The organism is Mesorhizobium sp. M7A.F.Ca.US.010.02.1.1, from assembly GCF_004023085.1.
In the GTDB taxonomy this organism is placed as follows: Bacteria; Pseudomonadota; Alphaproteobacteria; order Rhizobiales; family Rhizobiaceae; genus Mesorhizobium.
In genome coordinates, this window is record NZ_RZRV01000032.1 from 55,226 (window position 1) to 77,800 (window position 22,575).

18 protein-coding genes are annotated in these 22,575 nt (G+C 62.9%); 1 reads left to right on the forward strand and 17 read right to left on the reverse strand.

Annotated elements, in window-relative coordinates:
• Positions 1-6 precede the first annotated feature (6 nt).
• Genes EOA19_RS25650 through tssA form a run of 17 tightly spaced genes read right to left on the reverse strand, consistent with a single transcriptional unit; the run spans position 7 to position 20,082 of the window.
• Entirely contained in the window at positions 7-930 is a 924-nt protein-coding gene (locus EOA19_RS25650) for a hypothetical protein (RefSeq protein ID WP_128305195.1), read from the reverse strand.
• Positions 930-1,877 carry a DUF4150 domain-containing protein gene (locus EOA19_RS25655; protein WP_128305196.1) on the reverse strand — a complete coding sequence of 316 codons (948 nt, stop codon included), beginning with the start codon at positions 1,875-1,877 and terminating at the stop codon, positions 930-932. Before EOA19_RS25655 ends, EOA19_RS25650 begins: the two co-directional genes overlap by 1 nt.
• A complete protein-coding gene (locus EOA19_RS25660) occupies positions 1,877-2,899 on the reverse strand; it encodes a 3-oxoacyl-ACP synthase (protein WP_128305197.1) in 1,023 nt (340 codons plus the stop codon). The genes EOA19_RS25655 and EOA19_RS25660 overlap by 1 nt, the downstream gene beginning before the upstream one ends.
• Positions 2,896-3,999: a DUF2169 domain-containing protein gene (locus EOA19_RS25665; protein WP_128305198.1), complete on the reverse strand. Its 1,104-nt coding sequence runs from the start codon at positions 3,997-3,999 to the stop codon at positions 2,896-2,898. Before EOA19_RS25665 ends, EOA19_RS25660 begins: the two co-directional genes overlap by 4 nt.
• Positions 3,999-4,526, reverse strand: a complete 528-nt coding sequence (gene tagF / locus EOA19_RS25670; protein ID WP_128305199.1) for a type VI secretion system-associated protein TagF — start codon at positions 4,524-4,526, stop codon at positions 3,999-4,001. Before tagF ends, EOA19_RS25665 begins: the two co-directional genes overlap by 1 nt.
• A complete protein-coding gene (gene tssM / locus EOA19_RS25675) occupies positions 4,523-8,059 on the reverse strand; it encodes a type VI secretion system membrane subunit TssM (protein ID WP_128305200.1) in 3,537 nt (1,178 codons plus the stop codon). Before tssM ends, tagF begins: the two co-directional genes overlap by 4 nt.
• A 2-nt stretch (positions 8,060-8,061) precedes the next feature.
• The gene (gene icmH, locus EOA19_RS25680; protein ID WP_128305201.1) at positions 8,062-9,384 is read right to left on the reverse strand and encodes a type IVB secretion system protein IcmH/DotU; all 1,323 of its coding nucleotides are present in this window, start codon (positions 9,382-9,384) and stop codon (positions 8,062-8,064) included.
• 4 nt (positions 9,385-9,388) lie between these two features.
• Positions 9,389-10,723 (reverse strand): type VI secretion system baseplate subunit TssK, encoded by a 1,335-nt coding sequence (tssK, locus tag EOA19_RS25685; RefSeq protein ID WP_128305202.1) that lies wholly within the window; start codon positions 10,721-10,723, stop codon positions 9,389-9,391.
• Positions 10,724-10,762: 39 nt separating this feature from the next.
• Entirely contained in the window at positions 10,763-11,215 is a 453-nt protein-coding gene (gene tssJ / locus EOA19_RS25690) for a type VI secretion system lipoprotein TssJ (RefSeq protein WP_023772868.1), read from the reverse strand.
• A 3-nt stretch (positions 11,216-11,218) separates the two neighbouring features.
• Positions 11,219-12,688 carry a type VI secretion system-associated FHA domain protein TagH gene (gene tagH / locus EOA19_RS25695; protein WP_128305203.1) on the reverse strand — a complete coding sequence of 490 codons (1,470 nt, stop codon included), beginning with the start codon at positions 12,686-12,688 and terminating at the stop codon, positions 11,219-11,221.
• A complete protein-coding gene (gene tssG / locus EOA19_RS25700; RefSeq protein ID WP_128305204.1) occupies positions 12,685-13,770 on the reverse strand; it encodes a type VI secretion system baseplate subunit TssG in 1,086 nt (361 codons plus the stop codon). The genes tagH and tssG overlap by 4 nt, the downstream gene beginning before the upstream one ends.
• Complete coding sequence (gene tssF / locus EOA19_RS25705) at positions 13,734-15,608, reverse strand: type VI secretion system baseplate subunit TssF (RefSeq protein WP_128305205.1); 1,875 nt, start codon at positions 15,606-15,608, stop codon at positions 13,734-13,736. The genes tssG and tssF overlap by 37 nt, the downstream gene beginning before the upstream one ends.
• A gap of 1 nt (position 15,609) precedes the next feature.
• The gene (gene tssE, locus EOA19_RS25710; RefSeq protein WP_128305216.1) at positions 15,610-16,365 is read right to left on the reverse strand and encodes a type VI secretion system baseplate subunit TssE; all 756 of its coding nucleotides are present in this window, start codon (positions 16,363-16,365) and stop codon (positions 15,610-15,612) included.
• Entirely contained in the window at positions 16,352-16,807 is a 456-nt protein-coding gene (locus tag EOA19_RS25715; protein WP_023767750.1) for an Hcp family type VI secretion system effector, read from the reverse strand. The genes tssE and EOA19_RS25715 overlap by 14 nt, the downstream gene beginning before the upstream one ends.
• A gap of 47 nt (positions 16,808-16,854) precedes the next feature.
• Complete coding sequence (tssC, locus tag EOA19_RS25720; protein WP_128305206.1) at positions 16,855-18,360, reverse strand: type VI secretion system contractile sheath large subunit; 1,506 nt, start codon at positions 18,358-18,360, stop codon at positions 16,855-16,857.
• A 3-nt stretch (positions 18,361-18,363) separates the two neighbouring features.
• Positions 18,364-18,903 carry a type VI secretion system contractile sheath small subunit gene (gene tssB, locus EOA19_RS25725; RefSeq protein ID WP_027025877.1) on the reverse strand — a complete coding sequence of 180 codons (540 nt, stop codon included), beginning with the start codon at positions 18,901-18,903 and terminating at the stop codon, positions 18,364-18,366.
• A 6-nt stretch (positions 18,904-18,909) separates the two neighbouring features.
• Positions 18,910-20,082, reverse strand: a complete 1,173-nt coding sequence (gene tssA / locus EOA19_RS25730; RefSeq protein WP_128305217.1) for a type VI secretion system protein TssA — start codon at positions 20,080-20,082, stop codon at positions 18,910-18,912.
• A 322-nt stretch (positions 20,083-20,404) separates the two neighbouring features.
• Between tssA and tssH the strand changes: the two genes are divergently transcribed.
• Positions 20,405-22,575, forward strand: a 2,171-nt coding sequence (tssH, locus tag EOA19_RS25735) for a type VI secretion system ATPase TssH (protein ID WP_128305207.1), incomplete at its 3' end; no start/stop codon positions are given.

Genomic DNA, 22,575 nt, shown 5'->3' on the forward strand with positions numbered 1-22,575 from the left:
CCCATCCTATCGGTAGTTGTTGATGTCGACCGTTCGAAGGAAGATATTGCCGTCATAGCCCACTTCGAAACCGGACCAGTCCGTGCCGTCGAAGAGAAAGAATTCGTGCCAGCCTGCAACAACAAGAAATTCCTCGGTCGCGTTCATGGTAAAACCTTGTTCCGTTTCGAGCAGAGGCACGAGTTCGCGTCCCTTCTGCACCGAAACGCCGTAGCTCATGTCCGACCAGTAGCGTTTGCCGCGGAACTCGCAGATATCGTAATAGTCGACCTCGTCGGCCTTCAACGCAATCAACTGGCTGTCGCGCAATTCGTAGGCTGCCCCGTTCGCCCCGCCGAGATAGACCTCACCCTGAGGTCCGGCCAGGACGGTATTAAAATTCTCCTCGACGCCCACATCGATACGATTCCAGCGCCTTCCGTCGAGTCTCAGCAGAAGCCCGCGGTCGCCGGCGCAATAGACCGGACTTCCGTCACGACCGTGGATATCGTTGAGCACGGCTTCGTCGAAGGTCTCCAACTGCCCCCATTGGCCCCGCTCACGCAGATAGCTTACGCCAAGATCTCCGATCGCAAAGATCCGGTCGCGCGAGGGGGCCCACAGGCGCGTCAGTGCGCCTTCGGGCAGTTCCGTGCGTGATGCCGAACCAGGCGGAAGGTCGTGGATGATCCCTCCAAGCTCAAGCACAACATGGTCTTGCGGCCCAAAACTGACATGGGACCGGATCGCGTCCTCGATCTGAAGCCGTGCATTGAAACGAATGGTCGCCCCAAGCTCAATTTCCAGGAGATAGGACCGGCTGAATTCGTCATCGGGATCGCTCAGTTCGAAACTGGCGCTGAAGCGGTTGCCGCCGTGATGATATCCGTCCACGGCCTGGACATCGATTTCCTCTGGGTCAAAGTCGGCGATCGTTTCGGGCTCACGCATCACTTCTTCCTTATCGGTTTGGCCAGTATCTGGGCGGGGGTCGGTTTCGGGGCTCTCGCGCAATCGATGAGATAGTCGATGAGCACGAGCTTCAGGCATTCGAGCGCGTCGTCCTTCTCCTTTTTGGTGCAGCTCTGCAGCTTCTCGTGATGGTCGCCGACAGCCTGCTGCACCTCCTTGATCGCATCGCCTAAGGTCGGACTGCGCTTCTTCTTCAGGAAATCGCGGACTTTCTTTGTCTTTTTGTTGTGCGGCGAGCCGCGTTTCGACCCAGAACCGGATTTGCGGTATCCGGTCTTGGTTTTCTTGTAGGACTCCATGCAAATGCAGGGCGCGGTGTTGACGTCGTAATTTCCCCAGCCGGAATAGTTCTCGCCGCCGCGACTCCTCTGGAACATCTGATTTTCAAAGCAGTGCTCGGATTCCGTCGGGTGCGCACAATCGGAATCCTTGTGTTGATGCACATATATGCCCACGTTATTTAAAATCGTTGCACAGTCCTGCCCACTGACAGTTATGGCGGCCGTGTGCGGCCATGTAACCGTATTGCCAGTCGGCGATGCATGGTTGTTTGTGGCAAGATCTGTCATACGGATGACAGGCTCACCATCAAACTTCACATCGTTTGACCATGAGTTGAAATACCCCTTTCCGGTATTTTTCGATGTGATGACACCTTTCTTTGCGGCACAGCCAGCCTCCGTCCCAGACGTTCTGGACAGGTCGGATTTGTTCTTGATGTTGACGGTCTTGCCGCCGATCTTGACGGTGCCGGTCCCTTGCTCTGTGTCGCTGCCCAACCCGAAACTAGGGTAAGGGATGGGTACGCCGGGCGGCGTTGCGGGGTTTTCCGGAGGTGTAAAGCAAACATCCGGGAATGCGGCGATGGTCTGTGCGTTCACGGCTTTGCCGGAAATTTCCAGGCCGTTGGCAAACACCCCGCCCATTACGCGGCCCTCGATGCCACGATAGCTGCGCCGCAGGCGCCGGCATCGTTCGATGCCTCGATCAAAACCGGATTTCCGGCAGCGTAGCCCTTGCGTGCCGCGGTGAAAGCCATGCCAAGCATGAGTGGCACCACGGCAGCTCCGACATTGCCGAGGGACTCGCCTGGCGACCAGATGTCTTGAAACTCATGCCTTCCTCGCAGTAAGCGCAGGCTGGCAAGAGCGCTTTGCTTGAACCAGTACTGTTCTCCTACGAGATCAGCGATTCGGTACCCGAGCCGGTTCATTTCGATACCGGTTTCTTCGAATGCCGCGCGATAAGCAGCCGTCATGCCGTCACCGCGCAGAGGCAAATCTTCAGTGTTGTAGATCGATGCATTTTCGCGAGAGAGCCCAAGCCCAAATAGCCGAAGACCGCCCTGTCGACCGTGGGTGCAAATGATCGCCGCCGCCGCCTCCCCAGGTATGAACCCGTTCGGATTTTGCGGCGTAAGGAGACGATTGCACGAGATATAGTGCGTGACTGTCTGGCTTTTCAGATAACTATCGACGCCGGCAATCATCACAAAGGGCACCTCGCCTGATGCCAGCAACCGGCGAGCATATTCCAATGCGACAACCCCTGCAGGTCGTCCGTGCGCTATTATTCTGGAGCCTGCAAGCGGTTCGACCTCAACAATTTCTGCAACGCTCCTAAGCAAAGCGGAATTGTCGCTGACGGGCCGGCCTGGCCGCTCTTCCTCGGGAAGGCATAAGATCAGTGCCGTTTGGCCGCGTGCTTCCGGCACGCTTTCGAACGCTTCGCAAATAGCACCAGCCGCCAGATGCGCCATGCGCCTGTCACCAATCCAATTGCGCGGTAACGCGATTGGCGCACCGGTTAGCCACTCGCCCGCGGAGCCCCGAAGTCGCGTTTGCTGGAATCCGTCGAGTCTTGCACGCATTGCCGCGCAAGCCGACGGCGCGTCGAGGCCGACAGCCGTAACCATGCCTATCGAGACGATGTCGAGTTGCGCACTCATGCGTCTTCATTCTCTCGTGCGGGCGTGATGTGGCCAACACGAACATATTGTTTTCCCTTGAGCCTCGCTCTCAGCATGGCCGGCGTTGGCGGACCTATCCAGCACTCCGAGAAATCGAGGATCGTCTTGTGAATGCGCTGCGAGAGGCGCCAGACGAGCGAGAAGCGGCGTCTTTCTGGGTCGAGCAGAACGGTGTCTGGAAATATGTCGGCCTCATAGGCCTTTTGCCTGCCTTTGAACAACGTCATCGGCAATGCTGTCGACGGTAGGCGAAAGCTCACTCGCCCTTCGAGAGCCAGGTTCACAAGCACCACCTCTTCGCCGCCTCGCGGATTGTCGATCTGCTGGTCGGGCGGCGCCATCTGGAAATAGCGCTCGTCGAAGTCCGGCGGCAGGAAGGGAAAGATGTTCTTGGTCCAATTGTCGTCGTAACTGCCGCCATATTCGATGCGGCCCGGCCAGCCGCGACCCATCGGGCCAAAGCTCATCGGTTTGTAATCACCGAAGGGAGAGCGGATGTCTTCGTCGATAGCTTGCGTGTTCGGTAGCCGCAGGCCTGGAACAAGGCGCTGGTTCCTGGTGCGCGACCAGCCGGTTCCGACTGGATTGTATTTGTAGCTGGCCGGGAGCTTGTCCTCCGGATCTAGCCTGTCAACACCGCCCCAGGCAACGTCATAGGAGATGGGCAGTTTCAGGAAGGGTTGCGGCGACGTGGCGGTAAAGACCGGGCCGATGGAGCGCCATTCGCGGTGGCCGACGACCTCGAAGAGTTTCGACCAATTGCCCACCTTGATGCCGACCGGCACGCGCTCCGCCGGTCGTCCGCCCGGTGCATGGGCGCAGCCATTGGCGATCACGTCGCAGCGTGGTTTGCGGAAGGCGAAGTCGGTCTCCCAGAGCGTGGCCGAGTAGCCGGCCACGCCGGTCTGTGTGTCGGCCATCACCAGGGGCACCTGTTCCGCTGATTTTCGCACCAGTCCGCCCGGCTCCGCGGGGAAGTCGAACGTGCCCTTGACGACCACGACAACCCACTCATGGCCGGCCTTGTCCATGCCCATGGTGAATTGGTGCGGATACCCCATCTGGTTCCAGATCCGCATCAGTTGGTCTCCCAGCTGGCGGCGAGAATCTGCTCCAGCTTCGCTTGCGGCGATTGCGGATCGATGTCGAAAATGTCCGAACGGGCGGTCCACATCACCATGCCGCTGATGGCCTCTTCACCCGGCTCGACGGGTGGCACCGGCAGTCCGGCGAGCGCGGCATCCAGTTCGTCCGGCGTCAGCTCGCCGTGCTGGGCGGCCATAGCCGCTTCTTCGATCTCGGCAAACCACGCCTCGGCGTCAGCCAGCCGAACCGGGGCTTCAGCAAGCTGCGCGACGACGCTCAAAGGGAATTGCCTGCCGACCCTGTCGGCGCTCTGCACAATGATGCCTGCCGATGCGCCGAAGCAAGCCGGGCCAGCCAGGAAGCGCAGCGCGGTTGTGCTTGGCCAGAAATCCGAGCCGAACAGCGGGACGAGATGCTGCGCCAGCCAGCGGTCCCAGCCGCGAACAAAGTCGCCCGGCAGCCGCCGCGTCACGAAATCGCCGGCGGCGGGCATTTTGCCGTAGAAGCCGGGGAGGGTCATATCTGCGGCGGACATGAGAATTTCTTGAACATCTGCAGATTGTAGGGGTTCTCGACGCTTGCCGCCTTGAGCTCGAAATCGGCATACATGCCTTTCGTGCCCAGGCGCAGGCTGTAGACATCGGAGAGCGACGTGCCGGCGAAACGGCCGCTGCGCAGCATCCTCAGCCAGGCCCAACTGCCGGTCTCGTTGAGCATGATTTCGGGCGATCCGTCGATAGGCTGGAAGGCGAGCGAGATGACCCCGGTGCCGTCCTTGCCGGGCCAGGTCATCGGTTGCGGCCGCGTCGCGTTGTTGTAGTAGACGAGGGTCTGGCCATCGAGATTGAGCGTAACGCGCGTGACGTTCGGAGACAGGTCCTTCGGTTCGAGCGTGAAGCTCATCACCGGTCCGGTCCCGCCGGGAAAGAGATCGTCGCGGATACGCCTTGCCTGCTCAAAGGCCGCCAACGCCGAAGGATCGAGGCCGAAATCGGCGCGCCATTTCCACGGCTGGCTGGTGGTGTCGACGTAGTTGATCAGGTGGTCGTTGATGAAACCGTCGATCAGTCCGGCCGGTCCGAACAGGCGAGCGAAATCACGCACATTGACGTCCACCGCGCTGTCGGCGCTGAACGGATAGCGGTCGTTGAGCGCGGCCTGGCAGAACGGCAGTATGTCCGCCCGCCAGATGGCGTTGAGCTCCGAAGTGACCGCCTTCTGCGTCAAATTGCTGGTGTCGCCGGCAATTCCGCCGAGCCAGGCGTTGATCGGGTCGGGCAGGATCTGCGCTTGCCTGGCGACCGCACCGGTCAGCTCGGCAAGGCCGCCCTGCTTCTTGATGGCATCCTGCGGACTGGGGTTCGCGGTGACCGTCTGCAGGACGTTTGACAGCGCGGTCAGCGCGACAACGGCGGCATCGAGCGCCGGCGGCTGGCCGTCGACCTCGGCAATGGTGCTCTTCAGCGGCTTGAAATGTTCGGCCACCAGATTGCCGGTCAAGTCCACCTCTGTGGCTGAGCCGGCGCGGGGCAACAGTTTCGCACCGCTTGTCGCCAATTTGCCGAGTTTTCCCAACTTGCCGAGCAGTTTCGAGGCGCCCTTGGCCGCTGCTTTGCTGTCGGCGGGGGCGTCGTCGGAGCGCGTCAGTTCGGTCTCCTGCACGACCGCCGTCAGCAGCCGCTTCAGCGCTGAATCGGCACTCGAGAGGTCCTTCAGATTTTCACTGGCGACATTGAGATCGGTCAATGGCGCGAGCCGCATGTCTCGCAGGAAGCTGTCCCATTGCGCGATGTAGTCGTCATAGTAGAGCTTCAGGATATCCTCGGACAGCGCCGAGACCGAAGTCTCGGCATTCTCCGAGCAGCCGCCGGCGAAAACCGCGCGATCGAGCGCCGCCTGGGCGGCGACATCGTCGATGCGGTCGAGAATGGCGTCATGGAAGCCGGCATAGGTGAAAGCTCCGGCGATACCGACGCGGAGTGTCTTGTCGGAACGCCGCGCAAACACCTTACCGCCATTGGGGCCGGCAAAATTGGCCGGGACCCACTCCTTCAGCCCGGCCACCGCCGGATCGGCCAGTAACTGCTTGTAGGCGCGCGCCGGCAACGAAATCGTGCACACCGTTTTCAGCGCTTCGGCAACCAGGGCCTGGTCGGGCGCGATATAGCTTTCGTCGACCGCCATGCGGCGAATGGCGGCAAGCTGATGCTCCTCGGCATCGGCGGTCGGAAATGGTGGCGCGGCCGCAAATTCGGGCAGGCTGTTGACCCACCAATTCTGGGCGAAGTCGGGGTCCATCTGCGACAGACCTGTCATCATGCGATAGGTCTTGAGAGCGCCGAGCATGAAATCCGGATCGCGGATCTGCCGCCACATGGTCGCCTCGAGCAGTGCGACCATCCGTGGCTCGAGAACATTGCGCAGAGCATGATCGTACGTGTCTGCCTGTGCCCGCACCAGCTCCGCCGAGGCCGATGGGCCTAGCAGATCCTGGGCCGCGCCCGGCGGTGTTGTCCGGGCACTAGCGACCGCGTCCATCGCCTCGAGCGCGCCGTCTATGGCAGGTTGCTCCACCGATGCCGGGTTTGCGGCAGCAGAGGTCAGCGGTGTTTGCAGGGCCTCGAATTGGCTCGCCTGGGCAGTAATCGCGTTGCGGTTGTCAAAATAGGACCAGGTAAACAGTCCGCCGGCCAGCAAGGCCGCCGCCGCGCATACAGCCGCCGCACCCCGCCAGATCCAAGCGCGGCGGCGTTGCGCCAGCGGATCGAAGGTGCCGAGGCCTGCTTCCTTGAAGATGACTTCGGTGAGCAGGTTCTTCAGGAAGAAGCTGCGTTTCTCGACCCTTTGCGCGGGCAGGGTCCGCCGTGGCGGGAGGCCGAAGGACGACGATAGCGCCGCGGTCAGCCGGTCGATCGGCGCCCCTTCCTGCGTCGCCGATGTCAGATAGAGGCCGCGCAGCCATGCAGCCTCTTCATACCGGCTTTCGCCGAACATCGCCTCGACCAGCACCTGGATCGGTTCGGACAGGCTGGACAGCTGGGCAGGAAATCTGAAGATTTCGGCGCGGGCGGCGAGTTTGTCCTCGTCTTCCAGGCGCGGCACAAGCCGCCGCTCGAGTTCCGTCGCCAGCGTTGAAATCTCGCGTCCGATGGTCTTGGCATCGATGCGCGCATCCAGCGCGAAGGTCGTTCCCCAGACCTGTTCGCGCGAGGCGGTGGACAGGCCGCCGAAGAAAGCCTCGAAACCCTTGATCAGGTCGGCCTTGGTCAGCATCAAATAGACCGGAAGGCGGATTTCGAGCCGGTCGTTGAGTTCGGCCAGCCGGCGACGGATCTTGCGGCCATGTGCCTTGACGGCCTCGTCGCCCTCCGAAAGCACGTCGATCGAAAGCGCGACGATCACGCCGTTGAGCGCGCGGCGGCCGCGATGCTTCTTCAGAAGGTCGAGGAAGCCCAGCCATTCCGCCGCGTCGACGTCGGGTTGGCTCTCCTGCTGGACATAGCGGCCGGCGGTGTCGATCAGAACCGCGCTCTCGGAAAAGAACCAGTCGCAGTTGCGCGTGCCGCCGACCCCTTGCAGATCGTCGGTGAGGTCGATCGGAAAATTCAGGCCGGACTGCCGCAAGGCCGTGGTCTTGCCGGTGGCCGGTGGCCCGACGATCACGTACCACGGCATTTCGCGCAGGAACTTACGTCCGCCGAGCTTGCGGCGCTTCAGTTCGGCCATCACCTCGGCGAATTTGGCACCCACGGCGGCGACGTTCTCTTCGCCGGGGCTGAGCGGCTTTTCCGCCACGGGTGCTGCGATCTCGGCGACGAACATGCGGTTGGCGCGGATCGCCCGGCGCTGGGCGACGATCAGCCAGATCAGCCAGAAGATGACCAGCAGCGCAATGATGACGATGCGCACATTTTCGGAAGTGAAGGGTTCGTAGGGACCGACCCTGACGATCGGACCGAATACCCAGATGACCAGGGAAAGCAGCGTGATGCCGATCAGCGTCCACAGCCAGCGCGACGTCAGGACCGCCCAGAGGAAGCGCAGGATGAACACTCTCACAGCCTCTTTTCGACGAGCACCTCGACGCGGCGGTTCAAGGCTCGCCCCTCGCGCGTGCTGTCGCTGGCCACCGGGTCGGTGGCGGCGCGACCCTCGGAATGAACGCGGTCCTGCGGCACCCCGTTCTGGACCAGCATGTCGGCGATCGTCTGGGCACGCGCCTCCGACAGGCGCTGGTTGGTCGACAGCGGATTGGTCTTTTGCAAGGGTACGCCGTCCGTATGACCGATCACCGTGATGTTCCCGATCAACTCCTGATTGGCGAGGATCACCTTGGCGATCGAACCGATCAGCGGCTCGAAGCCGTCGCTCAGTTGCGGCCGCGACGACTGGAACAGTTCGGGGTTGGAGGCCTGGATGATCAGCTTGGCCAGCGAAACGCTCTCGGTGCCGTTGAGCGCGGATTTGAGGTCGGCCGGCGCACCTGCCTGGAATTCCGGCAACAGGGCAAAATCCACTTTCTCCGGCGGCGGGGCGTCGACCTTGGGCGAGGTCCGGGTGATGCTCCCGCGTTCAGGCGGCGGCAATGCGCGCACAAGGGCCGATAGTTCGACCGCCTGGCTGCTCAGTCCGATCGACAGCCCGATATGGATGGCCGTGGCGACGACCGCCGCGCCGAGCGCCATGACCCAGATCGGCACGATGAAGCGTTGCGGCTCGTCGGATGCGATCACGCCCTTCCAATTTGGCGACAGCGGCGCGCCTTCGGCGTCGGCATCGCGCAGGAAGCGTGCCGCCGCCACGCGAACCGCGTTGAGCGAGCGGTCGCCTGAGCGGCCGGGCACCCGATATTTGCCGCGGAAGCCGAGCGCCATGCAATTATACTGCAGCTCCAGCAATTCGCGGTCACGGTTGGGATGGCGCTCGAGTTCGTCGAGACGCGTGAAGAACTGCGTGCCGGCATCGACATCGCCGCGCAGCATGACCACGAGGGGCTGCCGCGGCCAGGCGCTGGCCCCGCCCCAGGGCGTGTTCAAAGCGAGATCGTCGAGCAACGCCGCCACCACCCAGGCCGCCTGGTCGGCCCGCTCCAGCGAGGATCCGGTCGCCATCGCCATGTCGCGTGCCCGAACCAGTTCTTCGAGCAATCGGGTGCGCAGCGCTTCCGGGTTCTCCGGCGCCAGTGCGCTTTCAAGCTCGGGCGCAAATTCGAGCAAGGGCGCGAAAGCGTTGACGAGCGCGTTCGGGTGGGTTCGAGACCGCTTGACCGCCGCGCCCGGCAAGAGCGGCGCCATCGGCCGCGGCATCGGCGCGCCGGTCAGCCTTATGCGGGTGCGTTCGCGATCCTCCGACAGTCCGAAAGGATCATCGCGGCTCATCATCTCACCTGTTCACCGAATAGCAGTCCACCTGCGGCTCGCTCGGCAACACGCCCGAAACGCCGATGACGAAGCCGGGGGCATCGAGCAGCGACGCCCAGTGCTCGCTTTTCTGGTCCAGCTCTAGGCACAGCCGGTCGCCATCGTAAGGGATTTCGCGGGGCTGGGAATGCAGTGGCTTCAGCGGAATGCCGGGCAGACGCGATTTCCACAGGCCCTCGAACTGGTCGGCCGAGCCGACGGTCGCCTGGTTGACGAAAATCTTGCGCAGCGCGTCTTCCGACAGCTCCGAACCGACCCGGATAACGATCCGGCTGGCCACCAGCAGCTTCGGATTGTCGATGCGTATTTTCCAGACATTAGTCGAATGCCGCATGACCGGCAGCGCACGCGATTTCGGCTCGATGTAGCGCAGGCTGAGGATGAGCGAGCGCAGCGCATCCGCCAGCGCCATGTAGGCGGGTCCCGGCGCCATGTGATCGTAAGCCGGCAACTCACCCAACCGCCGCGCGCTCGATCCGTAGGTCGCCATCGAACCGGCGAGCCCGGCAAGTTCCAAGTAGAGCTCGGCCGGATGGAAGACGTCCTGCGCCAGCATGTGGGCTAGCCGCGGCCGTGCGGCATTAGCGAGGTTGAGCATCAGCAGGTCTTCGACGCTGCGCCCCGGTCCGCCCATCACCATCTTGCCATGCGCTTCGGCGATCTGGTCAAGGCCCGTGACGACTTCCTGAAGCAATTGCCGATACCAGGCCACCGCGCCGGTCACCAGCGTCGGCGGCAGGAAGGTCTCGTCCAGCGAGACGCCGCCATCGGCTCGAACCCCCTTGAGGTCGGCGATCGGCAAGGCGGTGTAGCCGCCAACCGATTTGCCGGGTGCCAGCAGCAGCGCCTGCGGACGGGCGATTTCGATTTCTTCAGGATCCGAACCGCCCTGGACGGCGTCACGCACTGAAACGATCCGCCCATGGTAGCGCGCTCCCGAGGCGGCGGCGTGTGCGGGATCGAAGCCGACACCGCCGGACGGCTCGAGCGGCAAGGCGACCAGCACCGATCCGGCGCCTGTGTCCGGGGTGACCGGCAACGGTCGCGGTGCGTCCATCATCTCTGGAATGGCGAAAGGTGTCCCATCCGGGAAGATGCCGCGAGCCGACAGGATGGCGACCTGGCCGGCATCGAGCAATGCCTGGTCCAGCGTCAGTTGTTGAAAGCCGAACGTATGCAACTGTCCGGCTTGCAACGCGCCGCGCACCGTCGCCTCGAAAAAGCGATCCTGCTGCTGGAAATGCTGGGTCCGCAGGAAAAGCCCTTCGGACCACAGCACCCTGTTTGCATCGCTCATGCCGCTACTCTCTGCATCGAGCTTCCCTTTCCCTGGCCGCTAGGCGGAAATACCGCCGCTGCCAAGGGTGACATTGATCGTGAATTTCGATCCCGACGACACCGACTTGGTCGTGCGCCAGTTCCTGCCGGTCGGCTCGCGGATCAGCGCAACGAAGCCCAGCGCCGCCGCGTCCGGTTCGACGGTGATGGTCTTGGACGCGGATTTTCCCGGCCCGACGGCGATCTGGTCGGATCCGATGAGATCGCCTGCCAGCGCCGAGCCGGCATCGCCCTGCAGGGCAAAGTAGTCGGCGGAATTGAATTTGCCGGTGCTGCGGAGCCGCATGACGAGAACTGTCACCGGCCGGTCGCCGCCCCCTGGTCCCGGGTTCATGCCGGCCCCGCCGGACACGTTGACGGTGATCACCGAAGGTTTCGGCGGACCGCTCTGGCAAGCCGCAAGCAGTCCAGTCGCGCCCAGGGTAACAACGAATTGACGTCGATCGATCATGTCTCACTCCTCCTCATATGCATCCCGAAAATCAGCGCCGACTTCGCCAAGGAAGCTTTTCTCGGCGCTCTCGGCGATTTCACGATGGCGTCTCTGGTAAAGCTCCCACAGCTTGGCGCTGCGCCCGCCCGCAAGCAGGTTGCCGAGCGCCGAATTTGACTTCAGCTCCTGCTCGATCGCCGCCGGCTCAAACCGGTCGACCATACGTCGCAAAGCGGCCTGCACGCCGCGCCAGGCGCGCACGTGGTGTTGCGCGAGATCGCGAACCGCGTCGGCGATTGCCGCTTCGCCGGCGAGAAATCCGGGGCTGCGCTCGGCGATAAGCGTGACGATGGCGTCGTCGACCGTAGGCAGGAACTTGAGCGGATTGACTTCGGATGCCCCGACCATGGTCTGGGCGACGCGGGCGTTGCCCTTTTCCTCGGCCCGCTTGCGCAGAAGCTGCATCAGGCCTTCCATCATCAGCCGGTATTCGCGGCCGAACTTCTCCATTTCCGCGACACTGTCGCGCCCGGAGAAATCGGCTTCCTCGACACCCATGCCGCGCAGGAATGCGGAGCGAAGCGCCATGTCCCCCAGTTGCGCCGCTGCCGGCAGGCGGGCAGGTTTTGCGGCAGCGCCCGTCAGGGCTGGGGCGTCTGCTGCCTGCACAGGCAGATCCCAGGGATTGGTGGATTGTGGCCGCGAGGCGATGCGCTCACGCTGTCCGTTCGAGCCGACGCCGTTAGCCGAACTTGGAGCGGCCGCTGGTCCGAAACCAAAGTCATCATTGAATTCGGACGGTTTTCCGGCGGCGGGTTCAGTTGGGCGGTTAAGAGAAGGCACCGGGTCGATGCTGAACGGATCCGCGAAGCTTGGCGCAGTGCCAGTTTCGGGATGAGGATCAACGCCCGTCGACCCAGGCGTCGAAACCGGATCGAGGCTGAACGGGTCATCGAAAGCAGGCGAGCTGCGCAGACTGGAAGCAGCACGCTCGAACGCGCCAGCAGCCGGCTGCTCGAACGGGTTGGGCAGATCGGCCGGTCGTGGCCGTCCCGGCTCTTCCTCGACCCTGGCGGAAAAGAAGTCGTCACCGCCGATGCTTATCGGCCCCCGCGATGCCTGCGGCAGGCGTTCGGGAACCGGCTGGCTGGCTACTGCCGGTGCTTGGGCGGTTGGCGTCTGCAGGTCGACATGGACGACATAGTCGCCAAGCCTCAACCGCATGCCGCTTTGAAGGCGCGTCGACTGGCCGGCACCGAGCGGGCTGTCGGAGTCGTTTATGAACAGCCCACTGCTCGACGTGTCGGTGACGAAATAGCCGTCTCGCCCGCCCGTGATCCTGCAATGGGCGCGCGAAACGAACATGTCGGGATCGTTGATCTGCCAGCCTGCGTCGGCGCTGCGGCCGATCACCAGCTCGCCTTCGTCCAGCCGGGTCTGTCGTACCGCCTGGGTGCGTGGCCCTTGCTCCAGCGTCAGCAGCAGGCTCATGCCGCGACCCCCGCCATTTCCGGCCGCCATCCGACAATCGTCCGCAGCCGCAGATCGTCAGCATCGCCCCTTTCGGCGGGCCGCGCAAGCCAGGCGGTCCGGCCGAGCTGGACCGCACCGATACGCGGCGGCGGCACGGCTTCGCGCGCCAGCACGATGCGCAGGTCGACGTCGAGCGTCTCCCCGACCATGTCGCGAACCGCCTGCTTGAACAGTTTGAGGCGCGAGCCTCCCGGCAGCAACGCCTTGAACTCTTCAAAACCGAGTGGGCCGACGCGCAGCTCGATCCTGCTTTGGCGGTTGAAAACGCGCGGGCCGATCGTCGCTCCCCGGCCAAGACCCGCATAGGCTTTCGCGAGGCGCGTCTGCAGCCCGATCGGAATCGTTATCCAGGCGGCGATGAATTCCTTGATTTGAACCGGCACCTTGAAGGCTTCCGCCAGGAACAACGTCAGCCGTTCCGGACCATCGATCTGACTGGCGAGCGAAGCGGCTTGCCGAAGCTTGACGGTGTCGAGATCAGGGTTCTGGGTACCGGGAAGCCCGATCCCCGCCATCGCTTCAAGCATGGCGCGAACGCGGCCGCCGACCGCGCGCTCGACCTGAACCGCCGGATGGGCATCCGCCCAGGCGCGGTAGTAGAGCGCAATCATGCGGTGCTGAAGGATGTTAACGAAGTCAACGAAGGTCGTGTCGCTGGTCTGCTGTGCATCGGCGCCGGAGAACCAACGCTGCGACAGGCGGTCGAGCACCCAGCGCGTCAGATGCAGCGGCATTGGCCCCTCAGGTCCCAACAGACCGAGATTTGCAATCGTGACCCGGGCCGGTGCCTTGTCGCTGGCCTCGCGAAATTGCACCAGGTCACGCGCGGAAAAGGCCAGCCGCACATGCTGGCCGAGCCTTGCCGGCTCGCGGTCGGGGCGTCCGGAATGGCCGAACAGGCCGCTCCGCTGTTCGAGACGGCGCAGCAATTCGAAAAAGTCGAATGCTTCAGACAGACCTTCGGCCCGGTCCGGGCCGGCCTTGTCTAGATCAGGCGTCTTGTCTAGATCAGGTAGCGATTGCCGGGCGTCATCGGCCATGGCACATCCTCCTGCTTCTGCAGCAGCCGCGTGCGGGTTCGCACGAAGCCGTTTATTCCGGCATGACGGGCAAACAGCCGCGCCAGCAAGGCCGACAGCAGCAAGGTGCTTTGCCCGGCCAGCACCGACTGATCGACATGCAGCGTCACTTCAGTGCCACGTCCGAAGCACATCGGCCCGTCGATCTGCAGTCGCTCGATGACCGACCGCGAGTCGATGCGCACGATCGAATGCACGTTGCGGGCAAGGCTTGGATCGCCCCGGTCGGCATAAAGATCGAGCAGCGCATGCAGCGGATCGACGCCGCGGCCGTCCTTGGCAAGGCTCAAGAAATTGAGCGCCAGCTGCGCCACCAGTCGCCAGGCGAGATCGTCGGCTCGGGATTCACCATCGGCTCCGGCGGGCAGTGCCGCGGGGATGGCCGGCTGCGGTGGACGCAACGCGCCGAGCAGCCGGACGGATTCGACCGGATCACCGGCCTCCAGCGTCAAGGTCGGATTGTCGTCGAGGAGCGGCAGGTCGCGGTTGGTGCAAAGCGCCATGATGTCGAGACGCTTCAACGGCCGGTTCGCGGGGCTTCCAAGCGGCCGCGATACGGCCAGGAAAACGTCGTCCCCGGTATATGAGGTGCGGGTCAGGCCGTCACGCCGTTCATCCTCCGTTGCCCGGCGTGGGCGCCGCTCCGTCGAATATACCCAGCCGCTGCCGCGGTTCTGCCCGAGGCTGAACAGCTCCGGTATCTCGGCGTCGCTGCCTTCACTGTCGGCATCCTCGACGCGCAGGACCCGATAGATCTCGAAGTCGCGCGCCCGCGTGCGGTCGGCGTGCAACACCTGCCGCGTCTTGCGTTGATCGAGCTCGACGACGTTGCACTCACGCTCGAACAGATTGATGATCGGCGTCGCGAAAAGCTCGAAATCAGCCGGCGTCAGGTCGGCGAGTTCGGGAACCGGGCGGCGGAACAGGAAGATGATCTCCAGTCCGGCCTCACATTTGCGCACCACCTGTTGCAGTCCCATGACCCGCGCATAGTGAAAGCGCTCCGGCATGATGAAGTATTCGCGTAGCAGGCGGTAGCCTTCGAATGTCGGGCGGGTGCGCGGCATCAAGGCCTCGTCGTCGCTGATGCCGACCATTTCGGGTGCCGGCAAGGGCGACAGCCGGTTGGTCTTGCCTTCCGGTCGTGCGCCAATGGCCACGCAAGCGCCGAAAATAGCGTCGAACAGAAGCGGCGCCTTGGTGCGTCCAGCAAAATAGAGGTCGAGTTGGTCGAGCGCCAATTCGTCGAGTTTGCCTTTTCCGGTCCGCGTCAGCGCGAGGCGCAGCGCCGCCTCGCCGGCGATGCCGCCGATCGGTCCGATGCCGGCCGCCGCCAGCGCGCTGCGATCCTGAAAATAACTGACCGAAGTGATCGCTATCGGCCATAAGGTCATGTCCTGTGCGGTCGAGAAGGTGCAGCGCGTCGACAGGCCGGGTTGCAGGCTGGAGACCAGCCGCGTGTTGCGCTTGACGACGTGGCCGGCCGGCATGATCTGCACCTGCTGTCCGGGTTTCAGCACCGCCATCGCCGTTGCCGGCGCCGGTGTGACGAGATCAGGATAGAGGACATCGAGTACGCTGCGCGAAAATCGCGAGCGCTCGGCATCGACCTTTAGTCGGGTACGCGCGGCGAGGAAGGCGACACCGTCCAGCAGCCGTTCGACATAAGGATCCGGGCAGGGCACCGTATCGAGGGAGAGGTTGCGCGCCACCGCCGGATGCATGTCGGCGAATTCCGCCGCAAGGCCGCGGATATGGGTCAGTTCCTCCTCGTAATATTCGACGAAGACCCGGTCCATCTCAGGCATCCCTAATTTCGGTCCGCGCCAAGCCGTTGTCGAGATTGATCGTGGTGCGCAGGCGCATGCGTTCCGGTGTGGGCGTCATGATCAGCACGGCGTCTATCTCGATCTTCAGGCCCACGGTCTTGTCGCCAAGGGTGACGCTAACCTTCGTCGCGCTTTCCTTGAGCCGGGGCTCGAAGGTGGCGAGCACCGAGCGGATTTCGCGCGCCAGCACGTCGCGGTCGAAGTCGCGGGACGACCGGCCCGAGAAGGAAGGCACGCCGTAATTGACCACGCTTCGACGCACCTCCGGAAAATCGGTGAGCGACGGCGGATTGTCCGCCATCTGCTCGTTTTCCAGGTCGGAAAGCAGCGGCGTGGCCTCGAAGCGCTCCGTGTTGAACAGCGCCTCAATGTCGCGCCGCACTGCTTCCCGGAGCACGCGGGCCGATACCACCACACCACGGCTTTCGATTTCGACGCGGTGCTGGGCCTGAAGGGCCAGGCGGCGCAGCCGCCGTTTCTGGTCGGGCGTCAGCTCCGCATCGGCGTCGATGGTCCGCGCACTGCCGGCAACGAGTGTATCGAGACGGTCCGCGCCAAGCTCGTCCAGCAGGACATGGCGCAGCCCATCTATTTCCGAGGTCAGGCCCGGCAGGTCGTTGACGAGGCGATCCCATAGCGAAGGCTGCACAGCCTCGCTTTTTGCCCGCAAGCCGCCGGCGATCTGCTGCTTGCCCGCGCCGGGCCGCCGAACCTCACTTGCCGACATAGACATCCATTTCGGCTTCATCATTGCCGTCATAGACGAACTTGATCTTCTTGTAGGCGAAGCTGACCTCTTCCTGGATCAGATCGGCCTCGTCCTCGGCCTGCGACATGTCGTATTCCATGATCGAGGCGTCTGTGAGGGTGACGACCAGGTAGTCCTTGGTCTCGCCGTCGATGGTCCGCCGTGCGGAGAACACCACTTCATCCAGCGCCTTGTTCTCGAACAAAGCCTTTTTCAGGTAGGGCGAGGATTTGTCGTAGTGCTTGATGAACTTGATCATGCCCATCGAGACGCGGCCACGGCGTGACAGCGAATTCGGATCATAAGGTGCGACCATCTTGTAGTCGACGCCATGGATTTCGATCTCGTCATCGTGGCCGTCGCGGGTGCTGGGGCCTTTGATATCGGGAACCTTCAGAAAACCATCAATCTTGACTGGCATTGTCTTTCTCCACCGCTTTCAAACAAAACAAAGTCCGTTGCTGCAAATCAGGTCTTCACGGATGGCAGTTCCGATACCAGCCGCAGCGAGGCGTTGATGCCTTCCAACTGGTAGTGCGGGCGCAGGTAGAAGCGGGCGTTGTAGTAGCCCGGCCGTCCTTCCACGCTGTCGACCTGGACTTCGGCCGCCGCAAGCGGGCGCTTGGCGCGCGCCTTGTCGTCGGCAAAGGCCGGGTTGGCCAGCACGTAGCGGTTGATCCACTCGGTCAGCCAGATCTGCATGTCGGAGCGCTCCTTGAACGAGCCGACCTTGTCGCGCGCAATCGCCTTGAGGTAGTGCGCGAAACGCGAGACCGGGAAGAGATAGGGCAGGTTAGCGCTCAGCCTTTCGTTCGACTGTGCATCGGGGTCGACCAGCCGGCCGGCGCGCGTCTCGTCGTCCTGCAGCGAATGGGCGCCGATGAAGGCGGCCAGATCGGTATTCTTTCGATGCAGGATCGGCATCAGGCCGAGCTTGGCCAGTTCGGCCTCGCGCCGATCGTCGATGGCGACTTCGGTCGGACATTTCATAGCGATCGAGCCATCATCGGTGGGGAAGCTGTGGACCGGCAAATTGAGCACAGTGCCGCCATTCTCGACGCCGCGGATCTGCGTGCCCCAGCCGAAAAGCTTGTGGCTGCGGTTGATGTTGACGCCCATCGGGAAGGCGGCGTTCATCCAGACATATTTGTTGTGATCGCCCTCCACCTCTTCCTCGAAGGTGAAGCCCTTCACCGGAACGGTATCCGTGCCATAGGGCAACCTGGCCAAAACGCGGGGCATGGTCAAGCCGATATAGCGGGCGTCCTCGCTCTCGCGCAGCGACTGCCACGAGGCATAGGCCGGGTTGGAGACGATTTGCTGCAAGTCTTGCGGGTTCGGCAATTCCTGCCAGCTGTCCATGCGGAACAGGCGCGGCGAGGCGGCTGCGATAAACGGCGTGTGCGCCGAGGCGCAGATGCCGGAGATGTTGCGCAGCAGACCGACGTCGCGCGGGTGGTTGGAGAATTCATAGGCGCCGATCACACAGCCGATCGGCTCGCCGCCCAGCATCGAATACTCGTCCGTATAGACCTTCTTGAAGATCGGGCTCTGGTCCCACATCTGACCTTCATAGTCTTCGAGCGTGTCGGCCAGCTGCTCCTTGGAGATGTTCATCACCCGGATCTTCAGCTTCTGATCCGTCTCGGTGTTGTTGACGAGATACCAGAGGCCCCGCCATGTGCCTTCCATTTCGCGCACTTCCGGTGCGTGCAGGATCTCGTTGACCTGTGTCGTCAGCATCTTGTCGATGCCGGCTATCAGCGACTTGATCGACTTGATCGCATTGGACGAGATGGTCGTGGTATCCGAACGCGATTGCGCAGCGAGCGCGAGATTGCGCACGAGTTGTTGCAGCTTCTCGCTGTCGTCCTTCTTGACCTTGAAATCCTTCTCGAGGAGCCCGCTGAATTCTCCGAGGTCGATGGCTTCGGCCTCAGCGGCGATTGCGGCAGTCTTTTGCTGTTCGGCCATGATCTACTCCCCTGTCTTGTCGTCGTCGGCGAGTGCCTGGCTGGCGATCTTGCCAAGCAGCGGCTCGTTGTTCAGAAGCTGCGCAATGCGTTTCTCGGCGTCTACGCGGCCATCCATGAAGCCGAGCAACTCCTCGAGCTGACGACGCATCTTGAGGATCTCGGCCAGTTGTGGCACCTGCTCGGCGATCTTGTCCGGAGCGAAATCGCCCATTTTGGAAAATGTAAGATCGAGCGCCAGTTCCTCGTCGCGCTCCTGACCTTCGGCCTGCGGCAGCGTGTTCTTCACCCGGGCTTTGACGCGGGGCCCAAGCGCCTCCATGAACTTGGGGAAGCGGTTCGCATCGGTCTCGACAAAGGAGCGGTCCAGCACCGACTTCGATGCTTCCTTGGTCTGCGAAGCACCAGAAAGGTCGGCCATCACGCCCATGACGAACGGCAGTTCGATCGTTGTCGGGCTACCGTAGGTTTCCACATCGTAGGCGATCTGCACCCGCGGCGCGCGATTTCGTTCGATGACCTTCGCTTTGCTTTCGGCTGGCATGTGCTGTTACCTTTCATCCTTCTGAGCCGTCTTCTTGACATCGGGAACGCCGGCAAGGAGCCGGAATTCCTTCAGCCCCGACGGGGCGAGATCTTCCATCAGTTCAACGAAATCCATATGCACCATCCGGCGCACACGCCGCGCCAGATGCGGTATAGGGCTCGACGGTTCGGTGCGGTCATAGAAGGCGACGACGAGGTCGAGGCATTTCACCACGTCGTCGCGCGAGGAGATGCGGTCGGGAAGCCCCGTGCTCGCGTCCGCGTAGCTTGCCACAATTGCCATAGTGTCGGCTCCATGACCGTTGCGAGCAGTCGCTGCCGGTTCCGCCGGCGTGACCGGCTTGGCCGTGCCATTCAACACGGCGCCGGCTGCCGAATTCCGTTCGAGGGTGGTCAGCAAGCGCTGCAGAAACCGTTTTAAGTCCGGAACAGGAGCGCCGCCGCCGTCGAGGCGAGCGTTGAGGGCGGTTTCGACCGCATCAAGAGCCGCGATCGCTGCCCGGGCGTCAGCGACGAGTGAAACCATCTCTGCGTTGGCTTGATCCATCTGTGCCGCACATCCGGCACGCACCCTGTTCAAGAGTTGCCCATGCGCGCTGACCAGTGTGGCCTTCTCCGCCGTGTTCAATCCCGAGGCGGCTTCCTGGAGCATGACACGGTCGTCGAGCGCGGCTTGTTCCAGGTCGCGTCCGCTGATCGGCCCGATCGAGCGTGGCGTAAAGAAAATCATCTGCCGCAGGTTCGCCAACAGCCCGTCCTGGCCATTCTGGAGATCGAGCAGTGCGTTGATCCGGCGCAAGGCGGCCTCGCGCGGTGAAGCGTTGGGCCGCAGGGCCGGATGCATGGTTTCCCAATGCTGATCAAAGGTCTGCGCAATAAGGGTCAGGCCTTGCGCCAGCCCGGCCAGTCCGTCTTCATTGGCCAGCGCGCGCGTGACAATGACGAGCAGGCGCAGGTCCCGGCCATGCGCGCGCAATTCCGTCGCCTTTGCCAGCACCGCGGACCAGTCGACTGGAATGGTGCTTTGCGAAGTGGGCTTGTTGTTGCCGTCGTGGACGACCTTGACCTCGGGCTCGGTCCGACGCTCCAGCTCATGAAAAGCCGGGTCGTTGCGCAAATCCTCCCCTGACGGATTTTCACCGTCGAGCGGAGTAAGCCAGAGTGCGACATCAATCACACCAACCCCCAGCGACCGGCCCTCAAACCGTACGTGACCCAACGTTATCACACCGTTGTGCTTTACCACAATTCGACGACTGCTTAAAAATTAACAGAAGCTTAAATGCCGCCGCCTCTTGAGCGTGATTGCCGAGCCCCGATTGTGAAATGCAATGCATGGAGGCCGGCAATCCCGTGGTTATTTGCGGCTGGTGGTGCGGGACTTTCCACAAACGCAAGGTAGCGGCTGAGCCGCGTATCGAGCCTCGTCCATCACGCGCTTTGTCAAGTGACGGCTTATGTGGCAGGTTATGGACTGGCAGATTGCAGGAGCACGTTCGATGGAACAGCGCCGGTCATCGCAGACCTTCAAACGCAAGGAACTGGTCGGCAAGCTCAATCCTGTTGGCCTGCGCGCCTTCAAGGCTGCAGCAGACACCGCCAAACTGCGCGGCAATCCTTACGTCGAACTCGTCCACTTCATCGAGCAACTGGTGCTCTCCGACCGTTCAGATGTGCAAATGATCATTGCCGAGGCCGGGATCGATGTCAGCCGGCTAACGGCGGACATGACCAGCGCCGTCGACAAGCTGCCTTACGGTGCCACTTCTGTGGAGGAAATGTCCGAGCATATCTTTCAAGCCATTCACGACGCTTGGAGTCTGGCGACACTGGAATTCGGCGTGGAGGAGGTCCGCAGCGCCCACATCTTGCTTGCCTGCCTGAAGACGCCGGTGCTGGAAGGCCTGGTGTCGAAGATCAGCGGTGAGTTTGACAAGATCAATGCGGATGCTGTCATCGCGCGTTTCGCTGACGTTGTCGAAGGCTCCCTGGAAGGCGGTGCCGCCGCCAGCAGGTCTCCCGCTGCAGAGGCACCGCAGCGGGCTTCGGGCGGAGATTCGGCGCTGGCGAAATATGCCACCGACCTGACCCAGCGCGCCCGCGACGGCAAGATCGACCCTGTTGTCGGCCGCGATCCGGAGATCAGGCAGATCGTCGATATCCTGATGCGACGGCGGCAAAACAATCCGATCCTGACCGGCGAGGCTGGAGTCGGCAAGACCGCGGTCGTTGAAGGTTTTGCCTTGCGCATCGCCCAGGACGATGTGCCGCCCACACTGCAAGGCGTCAGTGTACGCATGCTTGATGTCGGATTGATGCAGGCGGGAGCAAGCGTAAAGGGTGAGTTCGAAAAACGACTGAAAGCTGTCATTGATGAGGTGCAGTCGTCCGAGACCCCAGTCATCCTCTTCATCGATGAGGCCCACACCTTGATCGGCGCCGGCGGCGCTGCTGGAACCGGCGACGCGGCCAATCTCCTGAAGCCCGCGCTGGCGCGCGGCGAACTTCGCACCATCGCGGCAACGACCTGGGCCGAATACAAGCAGCACATCGAGAAGGACCCGGCGCTGACCCGCCGTTTCCAAGTGGTCAAGATCGAAGAGCCGTCGGAGGCGGTGGCCGTTCTGATGTTACGCGGTGTGGCTGGGGTCCTGGAGCAGCACCACAAGGTGCAGATACTCGATGAGGCGATCGAAGCGGCGGTCGGCCTGTCGCATCGCTATATCCCGGCACGTCAACTGCCTGATAAGGCCGTGAGCCTTCTCGACACCGCCTGCGCCCGTGTCGCCATATCGCAGCACGCCACGCCGGCCGAGGTCGAGGACATCATGCGCCGCCGCCAGGCGCTGGAGGTCGAGCGCGGCATCATCGGTCGCGAGGCCGCGATCGGCATCGAGGTCGCCGACCGGCAGGCGCGCGTCGAGACCGGGCTTGCCGAAACCAAGGTCACCCTGGCCGTAGCGCAGCAGCGCTGGGATCGTGAAAAGGCACTTGTCGCCGAGATCCTCGAATTACGCGCCAAGCTGCGCGGCGAAGGAGTCCCGCTCGATGCGGCGGCTGCCGCTGAGGCCGATACCGAAACGGCAGCGGCGGACGCAGAACGGACCAAGGTGCCCAAGACTGAGCCGCCCAAGGCTGAAACGGCGAAGGCGGAAACCACGAATACCAAAACAGCTAAAGCCAAGGCCGCGAATACCGATGCGGAGACACCGGACGCTGCCGACCCATCTGATCCTGCCGCCGATCTCGCCCGGTTGCGCGAGCTGATGGCCGAGCTGGCCGAGGCACAAGGCGAAACACCGTTGATCCTGCCATCGGTAGACCGCAACGCAGTGGCCGCCGTGGTCCAGGACTGGACCGGCATCCCGACCGGACGGATGCTGTCTAGCCAGACCGAAAAGGCGCTCAAGCTCGCCACCACCCTTTCGGAGCGGGTCGTCGGCCAAGGTCACGCCATGGAGATGATCGCCAAACGCGTGCAGACCAGCCGCGCCGGGCTTGGCGCGCCGGAAAAGCCGGTGGGCGTCTTCCTGCTCTGCGGCCCCTCGGGCGTCGGCAAGACCGAAACCGCATTGGCGCTCGCCGAAACGCTCTATGGCGGGGAGCAGAACCTGATCTCGATCAACATGTCCGAGTTCCAGGAGGCGCATACGGTCTCGACGCTCAAAGG

Bases quoted from the DNA above. Each gene is read 5' to 3' on its own strand.
- tssB (WP_027025877.1), bottom strand. From the start codon at position 18,903: ATGCCAGCCGAAAGCAAAGCGAAGGTCATCGAACGAAATCGCGCGCCG.
- tssE (WP_128305216.1), bottom strand. From the start codon at position 16,365: ATGTCGGCAAGTGAGGTTCGGCGGCCCGGCGCGGGCAAGCAGCAGATC.
- EOA19_RS25650 (WP_128305195.1), bottom strand. From the start codon at position 930: ATGCGTGAGCCCGAAACGATCGCCGACTTTGACCCAGAGGAAATCGAT.
- tssK (WP_128305202.1), bottom strand. From the start codon at position 10,723: ATGAGCGATGCAAACAGGGTGCTGTGGTCCGAAGGGCTTTTCCTGCGG.
- EOA19_RS25655 (WP_128305196.1), bottom strand. From the start codon at position 1,877: ATGGGCGGGGTGTTTGCCAACGGCCTGGAAATTTCCGGCAAAGCCGTG.
- tssG (WP_128305204.1), bottom strand. From the start codon at position 13,770: ATGGCCGATGACGCCCGGCAATCGCTACCTGATCTAGACAAGACGCCT.
- tssJ (WP_023772868.1), bottom strand. From the start codon at position 11,215: ATGATCGATCGACGTCAATTCGTTGTTACCCTGGGCGCGACTGGACTG.
- tagF (WP_128305199.1), bottom strand. From the start codon at position 4,526: ATGACCCTCCCCGGCTTCTACGGCAAAATGCCCGCCGCCGGCGATTTC.
- tssF (WP_128305205.1), bottom strand. From the start codon at position 15,608: ATGGACCGGGTCTTCGTCGAATATTACGAGGAGGAACTGACCCATATC.
- EOA19_RS25715 (WP_023767750.1), bottom strand. From the start codon at position 16,807: ATGCCAGTCAAGATTGATGGTTTTCTGAAGGTTCCCGATATCAAAGGC.
- tagH (WP_128305203.1), bottom strand. From the start codon at position 12,688: ATGAGCCTGCTGCTGACGCTGGAGCAAGGGCCACGCACCCAGGCGGTA.
- tssC (WP_128305206.1), bottom strand. From the start codon at position 18,360: ATGGCCGAACAGCAAAAGACTGCCGCAATCGCCGCTGAGGCCGAAGCC.
- EOA19_RS25665 (WP_128305198.1), bottom strand. From the start codon at position 3,999: ATGCGGATCTGGAACCAGATGGGGTATCCGCACCAATTCACCATGGGC.
- icmH (WP_128305201.1), bottom strand. From the start codon at position 9,384: ATGAGCCGCGATGATCCTTTCGGACTGTCGGAGGATCGCGAACGCACC.
- EOA19_RS25660 (WP_128305197.1), bottom strand. From the start codon at position 2,899: ATGAGTGCGCAACTCGACATCGTCTCGATAGGCATGGTTACGGCTGTC.